We start from the raw sequence: 22,187 nt of genomic DNA, 5'->3' as shown, positions 1-22,187 counted from the left end.
CCCGGGACGGGGGTGCTAACTCTTGCGGTGGCCTATCAGGCGCGGCTTCGGCTCCAGGCCGTCCAGGCCGTGCCATGCCAGGTTCACCAGGTGCGCCGCCACCTCCGCCTTCTTCGGCTTGCGGACGTCCAGCCACCACTGGCCCGTCAGCGCGACCATGCCGACCAGCGCCTGCGCGTACAGCGGGGCCAGCTTCTGGTCGAAGCCCCGCGTCTTGAACTCCTGGCCCAGGATGTCCTCGACCTGCGTCGCGATGTCCGAGATGAGCGAGGCGAAGGTGCCCGTCGACTGCGCAACCGGCGAGTCACGGACCAGGATGCGGAAACCGTCCGTGTACGTCTCGATGTAGTCGAGGAGGGCGAACGCCGCCTGTTCGAGGAGCTCACGCGGATGGCCTGCGGTCAGCGCCCCCGTCACACCGTCGAGCAGCGCCCGCATCTCGCGGTCCACCACCACCGCGTACAGACCTTCCTTGCCGCCGAAGTGCTCGTACACGACAGGCTTGGAGACCCCGGCCTTCGCCGCGATCTCCTCCACCGACGTGCCCTCGAAGCCCTTGGCGGCGAAGAGGGTGCGGCCGATGTCCAGCAACTGCTCCCGGCGCTCGGCACCCGTCATCCGGGTCCGGCGCGCACGCCGGGGCTGCTTCTCTTTGCTGGAGGGGCTGGAATTGCTGGAGTCGGTCGCCACGTCGTCAATCATGCCGGGCCGACGGACGTCTGCTTCCGGCGGGAGTCGATACGGGACTCCGACGGCCAGCGGACATCCGTCGCCCACCCCAACTGCTCGCACCAGCGGATGATCCGCGCCGACGAGTCGACCTGGCCCTTCAGCACACCGTGCCGCGCCGACGTGGGGTCGGCGTGGTGGAGGTTGTGCCAGGACTCGCCGCAGGACAGGACCGCGAGCCACCACACGTTGCCGGAGCGGTCACGGGACTTGAACGGGCGCTTGCCGACCGCGTGGCAGATCGAGTTGATCGACCACGTCACGTGGTGCAGCAGGGCGACCCGGACCAGCGAGCCCCAGAAGAACGCCGTGAAGGCACCCCACCACGACATCGTCACAAGTCCGCCGACCAGCGGCGGGATCGCCAGGGACACGATGGTCCAGAGCAGGAACTGGCGGGAGATCGCGCGCAGTGCCGGGTCCTTGATCAGGTCCGGCGCGTACTTCTCCTGCGAGGTCTGCTCCTCGTCGAACATCCATCCGATGTGCGCCCACCACAAACCCTTCATCAGGGCCGGGACCGTCTCGCCGAAGCGCCACGGGGAGTGCGGGTCGCCCTCCGCGTCGGAGAACTTGTGGTGCTTGCGGTGATCCGCCACCCAGCGCACCAGCGGACCCTCGACCGCCATCGACCCCGCCACGGCGAGCGCGATCCGCAGCGGACGCTTCGCCTTGAAGGAACCGTGCGTGAAGTACCGGTGGAAACCGATCGTGATGCCGTGGCAGCCCAGGTAGTACATGAACACCAGCAGGCCGAGGTCCAGCCAGCTCACTCCCCAGCCCCAGGCCAGCGGCACCGCCGCGAGCAGGGCGAGGAACGGGACGGTGATGAAGAGCAGCAGCGCGAGCTGCTCCAGCGAACGTTTCTGCTCACCGCCCAGCGTCGCGGAGGGGACGGGGGAGCCGGCGGGGGTGGGGGAGGGCGAAGCGTCTTCGATCACATCGGTGTCGGAATACGCATCGGAAGATGTGGTCATGGGCACGTCCCCTGTGGGGTCGAGGGTGAGGGTCACGGCGCGGGTGCGACGGGCGCACGATCACGGGTCCCGCGTTAGCTACGGTCCCGTAACCTACGGCGACGTAAGTATGGCAGCGCGGAACCCGGCGGCAAGAGGCCGCGAGTCCGTGCCGCGATGTGACACCTATCCTTGGAATCGGTCGGACAGCGCGGTCCGCTCTCTCTAGTTCCCCCGGAACACGGATTCATATCCTGCCGGGGACCCCCCTCCCAGACCTGACGTGCTTCAACACTGCAAGGAGCCGCACCTGTGAGCAGTGCCGACGACCAGACCACCACAGCCAGCACCGAGCTGCGCGCCGACATCCGCCGCCTCGGCGATCTGCTGGGCGAGACCCTCGTACGTCAGGAGGGCTCAGAGCTCCTCGAACTGGTCGAGAAGGTCCGCCGCCTGACCCGTGAGGACGGCGAGGCCGCCGCGCGCCTGCTCGGTGGCACCGAACTGGAGACCGCGGCCAAGCTGGTCCGCGCCTTCTCCACGTACTTCCACCTGGCCAACGTGACCGAGCAGGTCCACCGCGGACGCGAGCTGCGCGCCCGCCGGGCCGCCGAGGGCGGGCTCCTGTCCCGTACCGCCGACCGGCTCAAGGACGCCGACCCCGAGCACCTGCGCCAGACCGTGGAGCACCTGAACGTGCGCCCCGTCTTCACCGCGCACCCCACGGAGGCCGCCCGCCGCTCCGTCCTCAACAAGCTGCGCCGCATCGCCGAGCTTCTCGAGACCCCGGTCATCGAGTCCGACCGGCGCCGCCACGACACCCGCCTGGCCGAGAGCATCGACCTGGTGTGGCAGACCGACGAGCTGCGCGTCGTCCGTCCGGAACCCGCGGACGAGGCCCGCAACGCCATCTACTACCTGGACGAGCTGCACGCCGGCGCCGTCGGCGACGTCCTTGAAGACCTCACCGCCGAGCTGGAACGGGTCGGCGTCCAGCTGCCGGAAGGCACCCGGCCGCTCACCTTCGGCACCTGGATCGGCGGCGACCGGGACGGCAACCCGAACGTGACGCCCGCCGTCACCTGGGACGTCCTGATCCTCCAGCACGAGCACGGCATCAACGACGCCCTCGCCCTCGTCGACGAGCTGCGCGGTTTCCTCTCCAACTCCATCCGCTACACCGGAGCCACCGAGGAACTCAAGGCATCCCTCCAGCTCGACCTGGAGCGGCTCCCCGAGATCAGCCCCCGCTACAAGCGGCTGAACGCCGAGGAGCCCTACCGCCTCAAGGCCACCTGCATCCGGCAGAAGCTGGAGAACACCAAGGAGCGCCTGGCCCGCGGCACCGCCCACGAGGACGGCCGCGACTACCTCGGCACCGGTGAGCTCCTGCACGACCTCACCCTCGTCCAGTCCTCGCTGCGCGAGCACAAGGGCGCCCTGTTCGCCGACGGCCGCATGAACCGCACGATCCGTACGCTCGCCGCGTTCGGCCTGCAGCTCGCCACCATGGACGTACGGGAGCACGCCGACGCCCACCACCACGCGCTCGGCCAGCTCTTCGACCGTCTGGGCGAGGAGTCCTGGCGTTACGTGGACATGCCGCGCGAGTACCGGCAGAAGCTGCTCGCCAAGGAGCTGCGCTCCCGCAGGCCGCTCGGACCGCAGCCGGCCCCGCTGGACGCCGCCGGGGAGAAGACCCTCGGCGTCTTCCTCACCGTGAAGAAGGCCCTGCAGGTCTTCGGACCCGAGGTCATCGAGTCGTACATCATCTCGATGTGCCAGGGCGCGGACGACGTGTTCGCAGCTGCCGTCCTCGCCCGCGAGGCGGGCCTGATCGACCTGCACGCCGGCTGGGCGAAGATCGGCATCGTGCCGCTCCTGGAGACGACCGACGAGCTGCGCGCCGCCGACGTCATCCTCGACGAGATGCTCGCCGACCCCTCCTACCGCAGGCTCGTCGCGCTGCGCGGTGACGTCCAGGAGGTCATGCTCGGCTACTCCGACTCCTCGAAGTTCGGCGGCATCACCACCTCGCAGTGGGAGATCCACCGCGCCCAGCGCAGGCTCCGTGACGTCGCGCACCGGTACGGGGTGCGCCTGCGCCTCTTCCACGGCCGCGGCGGCACCGTCGGCCGTGGCGGCGGCCCCTCGCACGACGCGATCCTCGCGCAGCCGTGGGGCACCCTCGAGGGCGAGATCAAGGTGACCGAGCAGGGCGAGGTCATCTCCGACAAGTACCTCGTGCCGTCCCTGGCCAGGGAGAACCTCGAACTGACGGTGGCGGCGACGCTGCAGGCATCCGCCCTGCACACCTCACCCCGCCAGTCCGACGAGGCACTGGCCCGCTGGGACGCCGCGATGGACGTCGTCTCGGACGCCGCGCACTCCGCCTACCGGCGGCTCGTCGAGGACCCGGACCTGCCGACGTACTTCCTCGCGTCGACGCCGGTGGACCAGCTCGCCGACCTGCACCTGGGCTCGCGGCCCTCACGCCGCCCCGGCTCGGGCGTCTCGCTCGACGGACTGCGCGCCATCCCGTGGGTCTTCGGCTGGACCCAGTCGCGGCAGATCGTGCCCGGCTGGTTCGGCGTCGGCTCCGGCCTCAAGGCGCTGCGGGAAGCCGGTCTGGACACCGTGCTCGGCGAGATGCACGAGCACTGGCACTTCTTCCGCAACTTCCTCTCGAACGTCGAGATGACCCTCGCGAAGACGGACCTGCGGATCGCCCGCCACTACGTGGACACGCTCGTCCCCGACGAGCTGAAGCACGTCTTCGACGTCATCGAGGCCGAGCACGCCCTGACGGTGCAGGAAGTCCTGCGGATCACCGGCGGCACGAAGCTGCTCGACTCCCACCCGGAGCTCCAGCAGACCTTCGGCATCCGTGACGCCTACCTGGACCCGATCTCGTACCTCCAGGTCGCGCTCCTGAAGCGGCAGCGTGACGCGGCAGCGGCGGGCGAGGAGCCGGACCCCTTGCTGGGCCGCGCCCTCCTCCTCACCGTCAACGGCGTGGCCGCGGGCCTGCGCAACACCGGCTGATTTTCGCTGGCGGGGCGCCTTGCTCTGGTGGGGCGTCCTTGCCGGGGGCCTGCGCCGCCGCTTCGCGGCGGATGTCTCCCACCCACCCACCCGTTTGCCCCGCGTCACGACGCGGGGCAAACGGGTGGGTGGCGTCAGAACGCCAGCGTGGCGAAGGACGCCGTCAAGAGGGCCGTGCCCGCCAACGCCAGGGACCATGCCGTGCGGGGCAGGCGCAGGCCCCCCGCCACCACCACCGAGGCCAGCAGCAGCGCGCCGCCCAGCGGCAGCCACGCGTGGAGGAACCCGGGACCACCCGTGCGGACGACCTCGTCGGTGCCGGGCTTCACGGCCACCGGAATTCTCGACCCCTTCTCCTCGGCGATCGAGCGGTCGATCACGACCTTCTCGCGTGACGGGAAACCGGCGGTCGAGGAGACGTACGACCCGAAGCAGTCGTCGGAGGAGCACCGCGTCACCCGCATCGTGCCCCGCTCACGGTCGTCGGTGAGCATCACGTGCTGCGCCGTGCCCCAGGATGCCCAGAAACCCGCGACGAGCAACAGCACCGCGAGCACGCCCATCGCCGCCCGGCGGAGGAGAAGCAGCGCGTTCATGGCGGCGATCCTTGGCCATGGGTATGCGCTCAGTCAACCGTCCCGGGTCACCGCTCAGGAGTTGTACGAACTCTGCGCCCGCTCGAGGCCCTCGATCACCAGAGCCTGAGCCGCATCCGCGGCCCGGTCCACGAAATAGCCGAGCTCCTTGCGCTCCGCCGACGAGAAGTCCTTCAGGACGAAGTCCGCGACCTGCATCCGCCCCGGCGGACGCCCGATCCCGAACCGCACCCGGTGATAGTCGGACCCCATCGCCTTCGTCATCGACTTCAGACCGTTGTGGCCGTTGTCGCCACCGCCCAGCTTCAGCCGCAACGTGCCGTAGTCGATGTCCAGCTCGTCATGGACCGCCACGATGTTCGCCGTCGGCACCTTGTAGAAATCGCGCAGCGCCGTCACCGGACCACCCGACACGTTCATGTACGACATCGGCTTCGCAAGGACGACACGGCGGCTCCCCGGACCCGCGGGACCGATCCGCCCCTCCAGGACCTGCGCCTGCGCACGCCCACTCCGCTTGAACGAGCCACCGATCCGCTCCGCGAGGAGATCGGCCACCATGAAACCCACGTTGTGCCGGTTCATGGCGTACCCAGGGCCTGGATTGCCCAGACCCACGATCAGCCAGGGCGCACTGGGGTCCGTCGTCATCTGCATGTCTCCTTCATAGCCCAACCGCCGCCCCGCGCAGGAGCGCGGAGCGGCGGTCGGCAGAGTCGAGCCCAACGGAGCTCAGTCGAGCAAGGCCGAGGCTCAGGCCTCGGCGGCGGCGTCGCCCTCGGCCTCGGCGTCGGAGGCCTCCTCGGCCTGCGCGGCCAGGACCTGCAGGACGACGGTGTCCTCCTCGACGGCCAGGGTCGTGCCCTCGGGCAGCGTGATGTCCTTGGCGAGAACGGTCGCACCGGCCTCAAGACCGGCGATGGAGACGGTGACCGACTCCGGGATGTGCGTGGCCTCGGCCTCGACGGGCAGCGCGTTCAGCACGTGCTCGAGCAGGTTGCCACCCGGGGCGAGCTCGCCCTCGGTGTGCACGTAGATGTCGACGTTGACCTTCTCGCCCTTGCGGACGAGGAGCAGGTCGACGTGCTCGAGGATGCCGGTGCGCACGGCGTCACGCTGGACGGCCTTGGGGATGACCAGCTGGCTCTTGCCCTCGATGTCCAGGTTGATCAGGACGTTCGGGGTCTTCAGCGCCATCAGGGTGCCGTGGTGCGGCAGGGCGATGTGGATCGGCTCGTCGCCGTGGCCGTAGACAACGGCGGGGAGCTTGTCGGCGCGACGCAGACGGCGGGCGGCACCCTTGCCGAACTCGCTGCGGAGCTCGGCGGAAATCTTCACCTCGGACATGTGCACTCCTCGTAAAAGTGGTGACGGAAAAGACGGTCACCCGGCCACGACTGGCGGCCTGCTACGAAGAGCGCGTCGATAACGGACAGCCGTACCTCAATGAGTACGGCCTCCCTCGCCGAGCAACTCCGTGAGTCTACCCGGCGGGGAGGCCGCCCCAGAAATCGATCTTCAGTAAGCCCGCGAGGACTACGCCTGCTCGTCGAAGAGGCTCGTCACCGAACCGTCCTCGAAGACCTCACGCACCGCGTTCGCGATGGTCGGCGCGATCGAGAGCACCGTGATCTTGTCGAGCTCCAGGTCGCCCGGGTCGGGCAGCGTGTCCGTGAACACGAACTCGCTCACCTTGGAGTTCTTCAGACGGTCCGCGGCCGGACCGGAGAGCACACCGTGCGTCGCCGTCACGATGACGTCCTCCGCACCGTGCGCGAACAGCGCGTCGGCGGCGGCGCAGATCGTGCCACCCGTGTCGATCATGTCGTCGACCAGGACGCAGACGCGGCCCTCGACCTCACCCACGACCTCGTGGACGGTGACCTGATTGGCGACGTCCTTGTCACGGCGCTTGTGCACGATCGCCAGCGGCGCGCCCAGACGGTCGCACCAGCGGTCGGCGACGCGGACGCGGCCGGCGTCGGGGGAGACCACGGTCAGCTTCGAGCGGTCGACCTTCGCGCCCACGTAGTCCGCGAGGATCGGCAGCGCGAAGAGATGGTCGACCGGGCCGTCGAAGAAGCCCTGGATCTGGTCCGTGTGCAGGTCCACCGTGAGGATGCGGTCCGCGCCCGCCGTCTTCATGAGGTCCGCCACCATGCGGGCCGAGATCGGCTCACGACCGCGGTGCTTCTTGTCCTGGCGCGCGTAGCCGTAGAACGGCACGATCACGGTGATGGAGCGGGCCGACGCACGCTTCAGCGCGTCGATCATGATCAACTGCTCCATGATCCACTTGTTGATCGGAGCCGTGTGGCTCTGGATCAAGAAGCAGTCCGCGCCACGAGCCGACTCCTGATACCGCACGTAGATCTCGCCGTTGGCGAAATCGAAGGCCTTCGTCGGCACGATGCCGACACCCAGCTTGTGTGCGACCTCCTCGGCCAACTCGGGGTGGGCGCGGCCGGAGAAGAGCATCAACTTCTTCTCGCCGGTCGTCTTGATCCCGGTCACAGCACTAGTCTCCTCAGACGAGTTCTTCCCGCTGCCGTCCTCGCACGCCCCGGAAATTCACAGTCCCGATGCGCTGAGTCGGCCGAAATGGTGTGCATCTATCACGGTACGCCGTGTCCGACGCACCTGTTTCCGGTCAGCTCCCGCTTGCCGGATTCCCGGGCTCCCCGGACGACGCCTCCGCCGCCCTCGCGGCCGCGCTGCCCGGACGCTTACGCGCCACCCAACCCTCGATATTCCGTTGCTGCCCACGGGCAACGGCCAGCGAACCCGCCGGAACATCCTTCGTGATGACCGAACCCGCCGCCGTGTAAGCCCCGTCCCCAACAGTGACAGGAGCCACAAACATGTTGTCCGAACCGGTCTTGCAGTGCGACCCCACCGTCGTGTGGTGCTTCGCCTCACCGTCGTAGTTCACAAAGACGCTGGCAGCACCGATGTTGGTGAAATCACCGATCGTCGCGTCACCCACGTACGACAGGTGCGGAACCTTCGTCCCCTCACCGATCTTCGAGTTCTTCATCTCCACGAACGTGCCGGCCTTCGCCTTCAGACCGAGCCTGGTGCCCGGCCGCAGATACGCGAACGGACCGACGCTCGCCTGCTCCCCCACCTCGGAGTCGTACGCCACCGTGTTGTCCACCCGGGCCCCCGCACCGACCTTCGTGTTCGTCAGGCGGGTGTTGGGCCCGACCTCGGCACCCTCACCGAGATGCGTGGCGCCGTGGAGCTGCGTGCCGGGGTGCACGAGCGCGTCCTGCTCGTACGTCACCGTCGCGTCGATCCACGTGGACGCCGGATCCACGACCGTGACACCCGCCAGCATCGCCTCGGTCAGCAGCCGGTCGTTCAAGGTGCGGCGGGCCTCGGCCAGTTGCACGCGGTTGTTGATCCCCGCGATCTCCTCGTGATCACCGGTGACGGCCGCGCCCACACGATGCCCCGCCTCCCGCAGGATCCCCAGGACATCGGTCAGGTACTCCTCGCCCTGACTGTTGTCCGTACGCACCTTGCCCAGCGCCTTCGCGAGCAGCTGCCCGTCGAACGCGAACACACCGGAGTTGATCTCACGGATCAGACGCTGCTTCTCGGTGGCGTCCTTGTGCTCCACGATGCCGGTCACCGCGCCGCTCTCACCGTCCCGCACGATCCGCCCGTAACCGGTCGCGTCCGGAACCTCGGCGGTCAGCACGGTCACGGCATTGCCGTCACCGGTGTGCGTCTCGGCCAGCTTCTGCAGAGTCGCACCGGTCAGCAGCGGGGTGTCACCACACACGACGATGACGGTCCCGTCCACGGCACCGCCGAGCTCGTCCAGACCGATGCGGACCGCGTGGCCCGTGCCCTTCTGCTCGCTCTGGTACGCCGTGCGCACGTCCGGAGCGATCGTCCCCAGATGCGCGATGACCTGCTCGCGGGCGAACCCGACGACGGTGACGAGCCGCTCCGGGCTCAGCGCGTACGCGGCTTCGAGCACATGCCCGATGAGGGAACGCCCACAGATCTCATGCAGGACCTTGGGAGTGGCCGACTTCATACGGGTGCCCTCACCCGCTGCAAGGACGACGACGGCTGCCGGGCTGTTGGCGCTCACGGGGGTGCCCTTCGGCTTCGGATGTGCGGGGAGTGGACATCCGCAGGATACCGGGGCGTTGCGGGGCGGAAATGAGGGCGGGTCCTGACCTTGAGGTCAGGACCCGAGAGAAGCTCCCCCGCCAGGACTTGAACCCGGACAGATGGCACCAAAAGCCACAGTGCTGCCAATTACACCACGGGGGAATGAAGCAACCTGAACCGGACATTTGGCCAGGTCGCCGTTTCGGCACCCAACACTATGCCGTACCGAGTGCCTTCCACGCGACGACGAACGACGCGTGCGTTCGATCACTGGGCCGGAAACTCGCCGGAAAAGGAGGGGTTGTCGCCCGTAGGCTGGAAGGTATGACCACGACGGGGGAGAGCCACAGTGCGGCCTTGAGCGGGCCGTGGTGGTGGGAGCGGCGGCGTAGTGCCGTGCTGGATGTGGGGCTTGCGCTGGCCTCGGCGGCGGAGTGCGGGGCCGAGGGGATCACGTTCGCGGGGGACACGGGGATTCCCACGGGGGTGGGGATCGTGTTCGGGGTGTTGGCGGGGGCTTCGCTGGTGTTGCGGCGGCGGTGGCCGATCGCCGTGGTGCTCATTTCGATCGCGATCACGCCTGCACAGATGGGGATCTTCCTGACTGTCGTCGGGCTTTACACGCTGGCCGCCTCTGAATTGCCCCGGCGGATCATCGGGTCGCTCGCCGGGATGTCCTTGCTGGGGACGCTCATCGTGACGCTCGTGCGGACCCGGCAGGACATGGAGAGCGGGGATCTGGGGTTCGCGGAGGGGTTCATACCGTTCATCGCGATCACCACGTCCATCGGTCTGACCGCGCCGCCCATTCTGCTGGGGCTGTATATCGGGGCGCGGCGGCGGCTCATGGAGAGTCTGCGGGAGCGTGCCGACAGCCTGAAGGGTGAGTTGCAGCTGCTTGCCGAGCGGGCCGAGGAGCGGGCGGAGTGGGCGCGTAACGAGGAGCGGACCCGGATCGCGCGGGAGATGCATGATGTGGTCGCGCATCGGGTGAGTCTGATGGTCGTGCATGCCGCCGCGTTGCAGGCCGTCGCGCGGAAGGATCCCGAGAAGGCCGTGAAGAACGCGGCTCTGGTGGGTGACATGGGGCGGCAGGCGCTGACGGAGTTGCGCGAGATGCTGGGTGTGTTGCGGACCGGGGAGCCGACGCCGGTGGCGGGGGGCCGGCATGGTTCGGTGTCGGATGCGGTGCCCTTGGCCGCCGTGGGTTTCGCCGCGGCCGCCGCCGCCTCGCGTGCGGTGGACGAGGAGGGGCCGCGTCTGGCGGAGCTGGACGAGTTGGTGGGGCAGTCCCGTGCGGCGGGGATGGCGGTGGATCTCTCCGTGGAGGGTGAGTCCCGTGCGTACGCGGCGGACGTCGAGCAGACCGCGTATCGGGTGGTCCAGGAGGCGTTGACCAACGTGCACAAGCATGCCGCGGGTGCCAAGACGTACGTCCGCCTCGCGCACCGCGGTGCGGAGATCGCGATGCAGGTGGAGAACGAGCCGCCGCCGGAGGTGGGTCCCGGGGACGCCCGGCTGCCGAGTGGGGGCAATGGCCTGGTGGGCATGAAGGAGCGGGTCGTCGCGCTGGGCGGCGTCTTCGTGTCGGGCCCGACGGACGCGGGCGGCTTCCGGGTGTCGGCGGTGCTGCCGGCGGCGGCCTAGGTCGTATGGCCGCGGGGCTCCTCCGCAGCCGGCTTGCGGAGGTCCGCGGCCTGCCTTCGGAGGGGCGCAGTCGGCGGGTGGTTTCTCGGCCTGCCCGGCCTGATGTCGCCGATGGTTGCTGCTGTTGTCGCGGGGCCCGTTCGCCAGGATGGTGGCCGTTGCCGAGGGGGGGCGGTCGCCGGTGGGGTGTCTCAGCCCGCCTTGAGGCGTTCCGGTTGTGTGCCGGAGGCCAGGGTGGCGAGGGCCTCGTCGATGTGGGCGCCCAGGTACCAGTCGCCGCTGTGGTCGAGGCTGTAGACGCGGCCTTCCGCGTCGATGGCCAGGAGTGCCTGGGTCTCCGTCTCCTCTCCTATGGGGCACACCTCGGTGTCGAGTGCGCGGCCCAGGTCGCCGAGGGTGCGGGCGAGGTGGAGGCCGTAGAGGGGGTCCAGGTGCACGGCGGCGGGCGCTATGTGGCGGCCGGGGCCCTGCGGGGTGATGTGCAGTCCGCCGAATTCGGCCCAGGCCTCGACGGCGGCGGGGAAGACGGCGTGCTGGTGTCCCGCGGGTGAGGTGTGGCGGCGCAGGACGTCGGCCCAGATCTCCGCCTGCTTTATGTCCCACCGTCCGGGTGTCCACCCGGCGGCGCGCAGGGCGGCGTCGACGGGGACGGGGAAGCGGGGTGCCGCGGCGGTCGGGTTGGCGTGCGCGGGGTTTTCGGTGTGCTGTTCGGCGTGCATGGGCGGCCCTCGTTGCGGTTCGCGGTGCGCAGTTGCGGTGTGCGGTTCGGTGGTGGGGATCAGGATTCGGGTGTGGCGGGTTCCACGATCCGTACGCCGAAGTGCGCGGTGAGGGCGGTGCAGGAGCGGCAGGGGCGGGCGAAGCCGCCGTGCAGCGGGTCGCCGTCCTCGCGGATGCGGCGGGTGGTGAGCTTGGCGTGCTTGAGGGCTTTGCGGGCCTCGCCGTTGGTCATCGGTTTTCGTGCCGCGCGTTTGGAGCGGCTCGTGTCGGCCGTCGTGAGGTGGCGCGAGATGAGGATGGCTTCGGCGCACCGCCCGGTGAAGCGTTCGCGCTGACCGCTTGTGAGGGTGTCGAGGAAGTCCTGTACGAGTGGGTGCAGTGCGGGAGGTTCCTCGCCGCGGCCCGCGGTGCTCGTGAGGGTGGCGCCGCGGACGGAGAGTGCGGCGGCGACGGTGGGAAGTATCCCGTCGCGGCGTTGGCGCAGCATGGGTGCGCGCGCGGACGCGCTGCTCCAGCCGACGCGTGGATCTCCTGCTTCGGCGGTGTGCTCGGCGGTCGCCGAGGGTGCCGTCGTGGCCGCTGTGTTGTGGGCCGTACCGGTCTGTGCCGTGTGCATGGTGGTGCTTCCCTCCCCGCAACTCGCGGCGGTGACCGCGTGTGCCACGCCCCCGCGTTGCGGGGACAGCCTGCCAAATGGGGCGGGTGGTGCGGAAGCTGGGGCACCGCGACACGCCCGGCTTTCGTCGCACGGTGACGGTCCGGTGGCTGCTGGTCATGGAACCGGAGGCCCGGTGACCGGTGTCGTCCTTGCGCATAGGCTGTCGACATCCGCAGACCGCGGAACGCAGGACGAAGTCGCACGATCAACGCATATCGACCCACGCATATCGACCCACGTGCATCGATCAACGCACACGATCCACGCACATCGATCCCGCACACGATTCACGCACACCGATCCGCGAAACCATTAACAGTGCCGCAGGGGGCAACCGCCATGACGACAGGTCGGCTGGGGCAGCAAGCCGCACCGCCGAACGCGGCCTACGCCGGGCAGGTCGTGCACTTCCCGGACCCGGTCCGGGCCACGCGCCATCCCAGAGGCGTGCGGGTGGACGAGCACGGCTATCCGGACTTCTCGGCCTACGCGCGTGCGGCCGCCGAGATCGCCGAGCCCCCGGAGGGTTTCGGCGTAGACGAGCTGCGCCTGACGGACTACGTCTCCGCGAACGCGGCGATGGCCGCGGCGGACCACGACCTGTGGGACACGATTCCGCCGGTGGCGACCCCGCACGGCTGGACCTGGCACCACGTGCCGGGCGGCCGGCGTCTCGAGCTGGTCCCGGTGGAGGTGAAGGCGCTCCTGCGGCACCACGGCGGGCTCGCCACGACGCCGGTGGACCAGGACAAGAGGGGCACGCGCCCGCTCCAGGAGACCCGCCCCGCGCATCTCGCGCTGCCGAAGTCGGCGGTCGCGGTGAGCGAGCAGGAGATTCTCGGCGCGGAGGAGGAGCTGGGTTACCGGCTGCCCGGCGCCTACCGTTCGTTCCTTAAGGCGGCGGGCGGTTGCGCGCCGGTGGGTACGGCGCTCGACGCGGAGCTGGGCCTCCTGATCGACCAGCCGTTCTTCACGGTGCGGGACGAGGCCGCGGTCAACGACCTGGTGTACGTGAACAAATGCCTGCGCGACCATCTCACCAAGGACTACTTGGGGGTCGGTTTCGTGCAGGGCGGCATCCTGGCCGTGAAGGTCAAGGGTGACCGGATCGGCTCGGTGTGGTTCTGCGCGTACGACGACGCACGGGACGTATCGGAGACGGCGGGCTGGCAGCCCGCCGAGCGGGTGCAGCGGCTGCTGCTGCCGTGCGGTGACGACTTCGACGCGTTCTTGTCCCGGCTGGCGGGTAATCCGCCTGAGTTGGAGACCGTGGCGAACCTGATGGTGGACGGTGGCTTCGCGCGCGCCGTCCCGGTGGGGGAGTGACTTCTCGATGGTGACCTTCGCGCAGGCGCAGGAGCGCGCCGAGGAATGGATCAACGGCGATGTGCCCGGCTACCAGCACCGTGCGGTGCGGGTACGGGAGTTCGAGCTGGGTTTCGTCGTGTGGGCGGAGGACCGTGAGGACGGTCCGGTGTCCGACGGCGGCCGCCAGCGGCTCGTCATCGCGCGCGACAGCGGCGACGCCACGCTCTGGCCGGGTCTGCCGGTCGGTGAGGTGATCCGCCGGTACGAGGAGGAGTACGGCGCTCCGGAGACGGCGCCGCAGGACGCGGCGCCGGCCCCGCCGGAGCGGGTCGACCTGAATCAGACGTCGTTCCTGTTGAGCCCCCCGGAGTGGCTCCAGGAGGCGGCGGACAAGCTGGGCATCCCGGATCGCAGGGGGGGGTCGTCCGCGGGTGCGTCCGCGGGTCCCTCGGATGCGGTCCCGGCCGCCGCGGGTCCGTCGGACGCGGCGCCCGTGGCTCCCGCCGCGTCCGCTTCTCCCGAGGCGCCGGGTGGCGGTACGCCGTGGCCCGCTGCCGGTGGGTCGAGCGGCGAGCCTGCCGGGGCCACCCCGTGGGCCGGTACGGACACCAACGCGGACTCCGGCGACGACCGTTCGGTGCCCGCGCCCGCGACGGTGTTCGCGCCGCCGCTGGTCGGCGGTGACGACGACGACACTCCGCCGCCCGGTGTGGCGCCGGAGGCCAAGACCGCGCTGATGCACGGCGGCAGCGGCCTTCCGTCGACGACGGTGGCACCCGCGCTTGACGGCCCGAACATGCCGCCGCCTCCGGGTGCGGGCGCTCCTGGTACGCAGCCGCCGGGCGCTCTGGGGCCGAACATGCCGCCGCCGCCCGCTGGTGCCGGTGTTCCTGACGCGTCCGCGTACGGCTATCCGCAGGGGCCCGGTGCTCCCGGTACGCCCGGTGCGCAGCCGCCGTCCGCTCCGGGGCCGAACATGCCGCCGCCGCCCGCCGGTGCCGCGGTGAACATGCCGCCGCCTCCGGGCGTGAGCGCCCCCGACCCCTCCGCGTACGGCTACCCGCAGGGTCCCGTGCCGCCCGGCGCGGGGGACATCGCCGACGCCGCGACCAGCAAGGCGCAGGCGCCGCCGCGTGGTGCGCGTGGCAGCGGTGGTGCGAGTACGCCGCCGCCTCCCGGTGCCCCGGGTACTCCCGGCATGCCGCCGGGCGGTACGCCGCCGCCGTCGGGCCCCGGTGCTCCGGGCACCCCCGCGGGCGGTTACGTCCCGACGCAGTTCGTGTCGGCGCTCGGCCCCGACGGACCTCAGCCGCCCGCGGCTCCGGACGCGCCGAAGCCGCCCGGTGCTCCGGGTGCTCCGGGTACGCCTCCTGGTGGTGTGCACCATGCGGCGACGATGCTGGCGGACCCGAGTCTGGGTGGCCCTGGCGGGATCAAGCCGCCGGGTGCTCCGGGTGCCCCGCAGCCTCCTGGCCCGCCCGGCGCTCCGGGTGCTCCGGGTACGCCTCCCGGTGGTGTGCACCATGCGGCGACGATGCTGGCGGACCCGAGTCTGGGCGGTCCCGGTGGGATCAAGCCGCCGGGTGCTCCTGGTGCTCCGGGTGCCCCGCAGCCTCCCGGTCCGCCCGGCGCTCCGGGTGCTCCTGGTGCGCCCCAGCCGCCGGCGGCTTCGGGTGCTCCCGGCGCTCCCGGCGGCGGTGTTCACCACGCCGCGACGATGCTGGCCGGTCCCGCGGTCGGCGGCCCCGGTGCGCCGATGCCGCCGCAGGCTCCGGGCGCTCCGGGCGCCCCCGGCATGCCGCCCCCCGCGCCGGGTCAGCCCGGTCCCGGTCAGCCCTACGGCTACCCGCAGCCGCCCACCGGTCAGCCGACCGTGGGCCCCGGCTATCAGGCCGTACTCCGCTATCGCGCGCAGGACGGCTCCGAGCAGCAGCTCATCCGCCGCTCGGCGCCCGGCACGCCGCACCCGGAGTGGCAGATCCTGCACGAGCTGCGCGGCATGAACGTGCCGCCGCAGCAGGTGCTCGAACTCCACACCGAGCTGGAGTCCTGCGAGCTGCCCGGCGCGTACTGCGCCCGCATGATCCGGGAGACCTGGCCGCAGGCGCGGATCACGAGCATCGCCCCGTACGGCAGGGATCACGGGTCCCGGCAGGGCGGCATGCAGCAGCTCATCGCGCACCAGGCCGAGTTGCACCAGGTCGCGGACGGTCCGGCGCGCCCCGCGCCGGTACGCGCGCCGTTGCCGCAGGTGCAGCCCGCGCCGCCGATTCCGCCGGAGGGAGTGGCGCAGGAGCTGGTGGGTGCGTTCGGGCCCGGCATCTTCCGCTTCGACCAGCGGGCGGTCTCCCGGCAGGGCGTGCCCGATCTCGTGGCGCACACGCTCGTCGTGGCGGGTCTGCCGGTCGACTTCGGGCCGTTCTTCTGGGCGCAGGCGCAGCCGGGCCGCCCGGTGCCGACGCTTGCCGAGACGGCGCAGGAGCGAGGGGTGCAGCCGGCGTCGGACGCCGGTTCGTATCTCGTGATGGGCAGTGACTTCGGCCGCGCGATCTGCGTCCAGTACGGCACGGCGAACATCGTCGCCGTGCCGGTGGAGTCCGGCCCGGGTGGTGCTCCGGTGCCACCGCAGTTCGTGAACACGGGTCTGCCGGAGTTCGCGCGTTGCCTGGCGTTGCTCGGTCGTATGTGGCGGCTGCGGTACGGGTTGAACCAGGAGCAGGCGGGCCGCTGGACCGTGGACTTCCAGAGCCAGTTGGCGGCACTGGACCCGGCAGCGCTGGCGTCGCCGGAGAGCTGGTGGTCGGTGCTGCTCGAGCAGATGTGGGACGGCCTGCTGTAACCCCCGCCACGGCCCCAGCCCCCGCTCCGTTGCGGTGTGCGAGGCGCTCGACCCATCGTCTGGGTCGGGCGCCTCGTGCGTTCTCGGGCCGCGGCCTCGTGCGTCGTCCTGGCCGCCGCTTCGCGGCGACTTTTCCCCGCCCACCCACCCGATTGCCCCGCGGCACTCAACCCCGGGAACCCCGATTCCGGCTTCTGCTTGCAAATGACGCATCCTTGAGCGGATGAGATGCGCGGAGTGTCGCGTTATGAGCGCTTCCGCTTGATCCATCAAGATGTGCGCCAATCGCGCAGTACGCGCGTGGTGCGTCGGAGGAGGGATTCAAGGATGAGCAGCGGTTCTACGGCGTCGGAGCACGGCTTCGTCGCCGTGCGCGGCCGGGGCTACCGTCCCGAGCAGGTGGACGCGTACGCCTTCGATCTGTCCCGGGACCGCGACGACGCGTGGGAACGCGCCGCCCGGCTCACCGTCCTCGCCAAGGAGATGGAGGCCGAGGCGGAGCGGCTGCGGGACGTGGTCTCGCGGCTCGCCCCTCAGACGTACGAGACGTTGAGCGAGCGCGCGCGGAACGTCCTCGCCTTGAGCGAGGCGGAGGCCGCGGCCGTACGGGAGGAGGCCGAGGCCGATGCGCGGCGCGCGACGGAGGCGGCCGACGCGGAGGCCGGGGAGGTCCGCGAGGCCGCTCGCGCGTACGCCGACGAGATCCTCGGCGAGGCCGAGGAACGGTCCCGGCAGCGGCTGCTCGCCTGCCGCGCTTCGGCCGACGAGTCGCGGATCGCGGCCCGCCGTGACGTGAAGGAGTGGCGGGGCGAGGCCCTCGCGGCGCTGCGGGAGACGCGGGAGCGCAGTGCCGCGCTCCTGGAGGAGCAGGAGAAGGAGCACGCCGAGCGGTGGGATGCCGCCGAGCGGGAGATCGCCCTGCGGGAGGCCGAGGCGGAGGCTCACGAGGCTTCGCTCGTGGCCGCCGCCGAGGCCCGCCTGTCCGAGGCAAAGCGGGCCTTCGCGGAGGCGGAGGAGTCCGCCCGGCACGGGCAGGAGGACGCGGAGGCGCGAGGCGCGGAGCTGGTGGCTGCGGCGGGGGTGCGGGAGGAAGGGATCGCCCGGGACACGGAGCGGATGCTGCGGGAGCACGGCGAGGAGTGGGACGAGGTGCGGGCACACATGGAACACGTCCGAAGCAGCCTCGCCGCGCTGACCGGCCGGGTGTCCTAGGCCGCCGCTCCGCGGCGGATCATTTCCCGCCCACCCACCCGAGCACCCCGGATCCGCCCCGCGCCCTTCTACCTTCTCGTCACCCCCGCCAGGATCCAGCCCTCCACCGCCTCGTACCTTCTGCGCTGCTCGTCCGACTCTCCGGGGCCCGACGTCACCGTGCCCAGCCAGCCCAGGAGGAAGCCGAGGGGGATGGAGGCGATGCCTGTGGTGGTGAAAGGGAACCAGTTGAAGTCGTGGTCCGGGAACGCTGAGGTGGGGGAGCCCGAGACCAGGTTGGTGCCCGTCATGAGGATGATCGAGCCGAGGGTGCCGCCGATCAGGGTCCACAGGAGGCCCCGGCGGGTGTAGCGGCGCCAGAAGAGGCTGTAGACCAGGGCCGGGGCGAGGGCCGATGCGCCCAGGCAGAAGGAGAGGGTGACCAGCGGTTGCAGGTTGTGGTGCTGGACCATGACCGCGAGGACGATCGCGAGGCCCCCTATGGCCAGCGCCGAGACGCGGGCCAGTGTCATCTCGCGGCGCGGGGTGAGCTCCCTGCGCAGGCGCAGATGCGCGAAGACGTCGTGGGCCAGGGAGTTGGCGCAGGCGAGGATCATTCCGGCGACCGAGGCGAGCAGCGTGAGGAAGATCGCCGTGGTGACCGTCGTGAAGATGAGGGTCTCGAAGGTCGAGGCGTTCGCGCCGAAGACCGCCTTGGAGCCCAGGAGGTAGGCGGTGTTGCCCTGGGGGTCCGCCTGCGCGATTGCCGCGCGCCCGATCATCGCCGTCGCGCCGAAGCCGACGATCGTGATGATGAGGACGAAGAGTGCCACCAAGGACACCGCCCAGGACATCGAGCGGCGTATCTCGGGCGCGCTGCGGGCCGTGTACATGCGCATCGTCACGTGGGGGAGGCATGCGCCGCCGAGGACCACCGTCAGCTCCGAACTGATCATGTCCAGGCCGGGGTTGGGGCCGCCCGCGAATTGGAGTCCGGACTGGAGGAAGGCGGGGCCCACCCCGCTGCCCTGCTCGGCGGCTGCCAGCAGCGCGCCCAGGTCCCAGTCGAAGCGGCGCAGGATCAGGGCGGCGATGACCGCGCCGGAGCCGAGCAGCATCACGATCTTCAGGATCTGGATGAGGGCGGTGCCCTTCATGCCGCCGATCGCCGCGTAACTGATCATGAGTGCGCCGAGCGCGACGACGCATGCCGTCTTCACTCCCTCGCCGGAGAATCCGAGGATGAAGGAGAGCAGGTCACCCGCGCCCGCAAGCTGCACCAGCATCAGGGGGATCAGCGCGGCGAGTGTCGCCGCGCAGGCCGTGATGCGTACGGCCCGGCCGGGCATCCGGCGTGCCAGGACGTCACCCATGGTGAACTGGCCCGCGTTGCGCAGGGGTTCGGCCAGCAGGAACATCAGGAGCATCAGGGAGAGCGCGGTGCTCAGGGCCAGGACCACGCCGTCGTACCCGAGGAGCGCGATGATGCCGCCGGTGCCGAGCACGGTCGCCGCCGAGATGTAGTCGCCCGCGATGGCAAGGCCGTTGCGCATGGGGGAGAGGGCGCCGTAGCCGGTGTAGAACTCGCCGAGGTTGTCGCGGTCGGGGCCCGTCATCACGCACAGGAGCAGCGTGAGGGTGACGACGGCGGTGAACGCCACCAGGGACATGGCCTGGGCCGAGTCGGCGGCCAGTGTGACGCCGCTTCTGATGCCGGGGCTCACCGGCAGAGCGGAGGGGCTCATCGGTTGGCCTCCAACTGCGCCAGTTTGCGCAGCCGTTCGGCCATCGGGTCGACCCTGCGGCGGGCCGTGTACTCGTACAGCCCTATGGCGAGCAGCGTGACGGGCACCTGGCACAGGCCGAGCAGCAGTCCGGTGGTGAGGCCGCCGGAGACCGTGCCCGTCATCAGGGACGGGGCGAAGGCGGAGAGGATCAGGAAGAGCGTGAAGTAGCCGAGGGCCGTGAGGGTGGCGACGCGGCGCTGCCAGCGGTAGGCGCTGCGCAGGTGGCGCAGGTCGCTGTGGCGGCCGAGGGCGGGGTGGCGGGGGAGCCGTGGGGGTGGAGGGGGAGGTGGTGGCGCGACCGGCTGCCAGGGGTAGGTGGGGTACGAGGGGGCGTGCAGGCCCGGGGGGTGCTGTGAGGGCTGCTGCGGGGCTTGGGGTCTTTGTGGGGACTTCGGGTGCTGGGGGCTCGGCGGGTTTTGCGGGTACGGGCCGTACTGCGGGTTCGGCGGGCTTTGCGGGTGCGGGGAGTGCTGTGGGTGGTGCGGGTTTTGGGGCTGGTGAGGGTAGGGCATCCCGGTTCTCCTTGCGCGGCGTCGGTCCGGTGCGGGACCGCAGGGAGCGAGAGGTGAGGATCGAGCACGTTACTTGTAAGTAGTAGAGCCGCGAAGGGTTTTGCCCATACTGGTTGGTCGGTCTAGTCCGCCGGTCTGTTCACGGGGCTTTCGCGCGGGGCAAGTTCGCTGTTCGTACCGCTCTCCGGGGCGCTGACCTCCCCGTTTTCCGGGGTGTCTGCCCCGATTACCGGAAACCGCCGAGGCGCGAGGAACACCAGGACGAGGAGTGCGAGCACCGCCGCGCACCCCGCCCCCACGTACACCGTGTCGACCGCCGAGTCGACGGCGCGCCGCAGCCGTTCGGGGTCGGCGACCGAGGCCGGGTCCTCGAGGGCGTGGGCCACCGAGTCCAGGGAGCCCGCGCCGCCGAGCCGCGCGGTGAGGACCCCGTTGGCGACCGCGCCGAAGAGCGCGGCGCCCAGGGTCTGGCCGATCTGGCGGCAGAAGAGGATGGACGCGGTGGCCGTGCCGCGCTCGGACCAGCCGACGGTGGACTGCACCCCGACGATCAGCGGCAGTTGGAAGAGGCCGAGTGCCGCGCCGAGCAGCAGCATGATCAGCGCCGGCTGCCAGGCCTGCCCCGGATAGGGCAGGAAGGGGAACGCGAAGAGGAAGAGCGCGGCACCGCCGATGCCGATGAGCGCCGTGTTGCGGAAGCCCAGCCTGCGGTAGACGTGCTGGCTCAGGGCGGCGGAGACGGGCCAGCTCAGGGTCATGGCGGAGAGCACGAACCCGGCGGCGATCGGCGCGAGGCCGAGTACGGACTGGGCGTACGTCGGCAGGAAGACGGTGGGCGCGACCATCAGGAGGCCGAGGGCGCCCAGGGCGAGGTTCACCGCGGCGATGGTGCGCCGGCGCCAGACCCAGCCGGGGATGATCGGCTCGGCCGCGCGCCGCTCGACGACCACGACGGCCGCCGCGAGGAGCAGCCCGCCCGCGAACAGCGCGAGCGACGGCGCGGAGAGCCAGCCCCAGGCGACGCCGCCCTGCACGAGCGCGGTGAGCAGGACGCCGCCGCAGGCGAAGACGGCGAGCGCGCCCGCCCAGTCGGTGCGCCCCCGGGTCACCTTCTCGCGCTGCGGTTCGTGGAGGTGGCGCACGATCAGCCAGAGGGCCACCGCCCCGATGGGCAGGTTGATCAGGAAGATCCAGCGCCAGTCGGCGTACGCGGCGATCAGACCGCCGAGCGCGGGTCCCGCGATCGACGAGGCGGCCCATACGGTGGACAACTTGGCCTGGATCTTGGGGCGTTCCTTGAGCGGGTAGAGGTCGGCGGCCAGTGTCTGCACCGTCCCCTGGAGCGCGCCGCCGCCCAGGCCCTGGACGACGCGGAAGGCGATGAGCGCACCCATGTTCCAGGCCACGGCACACAGGGCCGAGCCGATGAGGAAGAGGATGCTGCCCGCGATGAGGACGGGCTTGCGGCCGAAGGTGTCGGAGAGCTTGCCGTAGATGGGCAGGGTGACGGTGACGGCGAGCAGATAGCCGGAGAAGAGCCAGGAGAAGACGGAGAAGCCGCCGAGGTCACCGACGATCTGGGGGATGACCGTCGAGACGATCGTGGCGTCGAGAGCGGCGAGCGCCATGGCGAGCATGAGGGCGGCCACGACGGGGCCGCGCCGCCGGGTGTCCTGCGTGGCCGAAGGTATGCCGTCCGTGCCGTCTGTGCCGCCCGTGCCCGTGCCGCCCACCGAGATTCCTTCCCCCTGCATCTAATTGCTTCCGGCCACCTTCTCACCCGGGTGGGCCGCGGGGCAGGGGTGCAGAGCATCCCGGCAGGTGGGCCGGTGTCCGATCGGCAGGAGGGTGGAGCAACCCCGAGAGCCGCTCCCCCGGGAGGTGGAGATCCCCTAGGGGAACCTCCGTACTACGGACCGGGGAGCGTTCGTACTGCCGGAGGACGAGAAGGCCCCGGGCGCTTCTTAGATTGGCTTTATGCCGACGGGGCGGACCGACGGGGCGGACCGGGGGGCTCCCGGGTCGGACCAGCCACACCTTCGGGGGTGGGGTTTTCCCCAGCAAAAGA

17 protein-coding genes and 1 tRNA gene are annotated in these 22,187 nt (G+C 70.7%); 5 read left to right on the top strand and 13 right to left on the bottom strand.

Features of this window, described 5'->3' with window-relative positions:
* Positions 1 to 15: 15 nt before the first annotated feature.
* Together ACZ5U5_RS21705 and ACZ5U5_RS21700 are read right to left on the bottom strand one after the other, a co-directional pair.
* Positions 16 to 702, bottom strand: a complete 687-nt coding sequence (locus tag ACZ5U5_RS21705) for a TetR/AcrR family transcriptional regulator (protein ID WP_363211715.1) — start codon at positions 700 to 702, stop codon at positions 16 to 18.
* A complete protein-coding gene (locus tag ACZ5U5_RS21700; protein ID WP_469024064.1) occupies positions 699 to 1,706 on the bottom strand; it encodes an acyl-CoA desaturase in 1,008 nt (335 codons plus the stop codon). Before ACZ5U5_RS21700 ends, ACZ5U5_RS21705 begins: the two co-directional genes overlap by 4 nt.
* Before the next feature lie 291 nt (positions 1,707 to 1,997).
* Here ACZ5U5_RS21700 and ppc point away from each other — a divergent pair, with 291 nt between their 5' ends.
* Positions 1,998 to 4,730: a phosphoenolpyruvate carboxylase gene (gene ppc / locus ACZ5U5_RS21695; RefSeq protein ID WP_469024061.1), complete on the top strand. Its 2,733-nt coding sequence runs from the start codon at positions 1,998 to 2,000 to the stop codon at positions 4,728 to 4,730.
* Positions 4,731 to 4,864: 134 nt separating this feature from the next.
* Here ppc and ACZ5U5_RS21690 read toward each other — a convergent pair whose 3' ends face one another.
* The 6 genes from ACZ5U5_RS21690 to ACZ5U5_RS21665 form a co-directional block, all read right to left on the bottom strand.
* A complete protein-coding gene (locus ACZ5U5_RS21690) occupies positions 4,865 to 5,326 on the bottom strand; it encodes a hypothetical protein (RefSeq protein WP_469024058.1) in 462 nt (153 codons plus the stop codon).
* 54 nt (positions 5,327 to 5,380) lie between these two features.
* Positions 5,381 to 5,983: an aminoacyl-tRNA hydrolase gene (pth, locus tag ACZ5U5_RS21685; RefSeq protein WP_469024055.1), complete on the bottom strand. Its 603-nt coding sequence runs from the start codon at positions 5,981 to 5,983 to the stop codon at positions 5,381 to 5,383.
* Between the two features lie 96 nt (positions 5,984 to 6,079).
* Positions 6,080 to 6,673 (bottom strand): 50S ribosomal protein L25/general stress protein Ctc, encoded by a 594-nt coding sequence (locus ACZ5U5_RS21680; protein ID WP_469024053.1) that lies wholly within the window; start codon positions 6,671 to 6,673, stop codon positions 6,080 to 6,082.
* Positions 6,674 to 6,862: 189 nt separating this feature from the next.
* Positions 6,863 to 7,840, bottom strand: coding sequence for a ribose-phosphate diphosphokinase (locus ACZ5U5_RS21675; RefSeq protein ID WP_451214631.1), 978 nt, complete (start codon positions 7,838 to 7,840; stop codon positions 6,863 to 6,865).
* 136 nt (positions 7,841 to 7,976) lie between these two features.
* On the bottom strand, positions 7,977 to 9,434 hold the full coding sequence (glmU, locus tag ACZ5U5_RS21670) for a bifunctional UDP-N-acetylglucosamine diphosphorylase/glucosamine-1-phosphate N-acetyltransferase GlmU (protein WP_469024050.1): 1,458 nt from the start codon (positions 9,432 to 9,434) through the stop codon (positions 7,977 to 7,979).
* 113 nt (positions 9,435 to 9,547) lie between these two features.
* Positions 9,548 to 9,619: transfer RNA gene (locus ACZ5U5_RS21665), tRNA-Gln, on the bottom strand.
* Between the two features lie 162 nt (positions 9,620 to 9,781).
* Here ACZ5U5_RS21665 and ACZ5U5_RS21660 point away from each other — a divergent pair.
* A complete protein-coding gene (locus tag ACZ5U5_RS21660) occupies positions 9,782 to 11,104 on the top strand; it encodes a sensor histidine kinase (protein ID WP_469024047.1) in 1,323 nt (440 codons plus the stop codon).
* 191 nt (positions 11,105 to 11,295) lie between these two features.
* Here the strand turns inward: ACZ5U5_RS21660 and ACZ5U5_RS21655 are convergent, their stop codons facing one another.
* Both ACZ5U5_RS21655 and ACZ5U5_RS21650 read right to left on the bottom strand, forming a co-directional pair.
* Complete coding sequence (locus tag ACZ5U5_RS21655) at positions 11,296 to 11,823, bottom strand: SUKH-3 domain-containing protein (protein WP_469024045.1); 528 nt, start codon at positions 11,821 to 11,823, stop codon at positions 11,296 to 11,298.
* 59 nt (positions 11,824 to 11,882) lie between these two features.
* Positions 11,883 to 12,440: a YwqJ-related putative deaminase gene (locus tag ACZ5U5_RS21650; protein WP_469024043.1), complete on the bottom strand. Its 558-nt coding sequence runs from the start codon at positions 12,438 to 12,440 to the stop codon at positions 11,883 to 11,885.
* 381 nt (positions 12,441 to 12,821) lie between these two features.
* Between ACZ5U5_RS21650 and ACZ5U5_RS21645 the strand changes: the two genes are divergently transcribed.
* The 3 genes from ACZ5U5_RS21645 to ACZ5U5_RS21635 all read left to right on the top strand — a co-directional run bounded on the left by ACZ5U5_RS21645 (position 12,822) and on the right by ACZ5U5_RS21635 (position 17,841).
* The gene (locus tag ACZ5U5_RS21645) at positions 12,822 to 13,808 is read left to right on the top strand and encodes an SMI1/KNR4 family protein (RefSeq protein WP_469024040.1); all 987 of its coding nucleotides are present in this window, start codon (positions 12,822 to 12,824) and stop codon (positions 13,806 to 13,808) included.
* A gap of 7 nt (positions 13,809 to 13,815) precedes the next feature.
* Positions 13,816 to 16,629 (top strand): SUKH-4 family immunity protein, encoded by a 2,814-nt coding sequence (locus ACZ5U5_RS21640; RefSeq protein ID WP_469024038.1) that lies wholly within the window; start codon positions 13,816 to 13,818, stop codon positions 16,627 to 16,629.
* 327 nt (positions 16,630 to 16,956) lie between these two features.
* Positions 16,957 to 17,841, top strand: coding sequence for a cellulose-binding protein (locus ACZ5U5_RS21635; protein ID WP_469024036.1), 885 nt, complete (start codon positions 16,957 to 16,959; stop codon positions 17,839 to 17,841).
* 68 nt (positions 17,842 to 17,909) lie between these two features.
* Here ACZ5U5_RS21635 and ACZ5U5_RS21630 read toward each other — a convergent pair whose 3' ends face one another.
* From ACZ5U5_RS21630 to ACZ5U5_RS21620, 3 genes are all read right to left on the bottom strand, one after another.
* A complete protein-coding gene (locus ACZ5U5_RS21630; protein WP_469024978.1) occupies positions 17,910 to 19,490 on the bottom strand; it encodes a sodium/solute symporter in 1,581 nt (526 codons plus the stop codon).
* A 71-nt stretch (positions 19,491 to 19,561) separates the two neighbouring features.
* A complete protein-coding gene (locus tag ACZ5U5_RS21625) occupies positions 19,562 to 19,945 on the bottom strand; it encodes a DUF485 domain-containing protein (protein ID WP_469024976.1) in 384 nt (127 codons plus the stop codon).
* Positions 19,946 to 20,241: 296 nt separating this feature from the next.
* Positions 20,242 to 21,873, bottom strand: coding sequence for an MFS transporter (locus ACZ5U5_RS21620; protein ID WP_469024035.1), 1,632 nt, complete (start codon positions 21,871 to 21,873; stop codon positions 20,242 to 20,244).
* Positions 21,874 to 22,187: the final 314 nt, after the last annotated feature.

The organism is Streptomyces sp. NPDC033177 (assembly GCF_055577715.1).
Note: the sequence above shows the minus strand (reverse complement) of the source record. Positions and strands in the feature narration are given on the sequence as shown.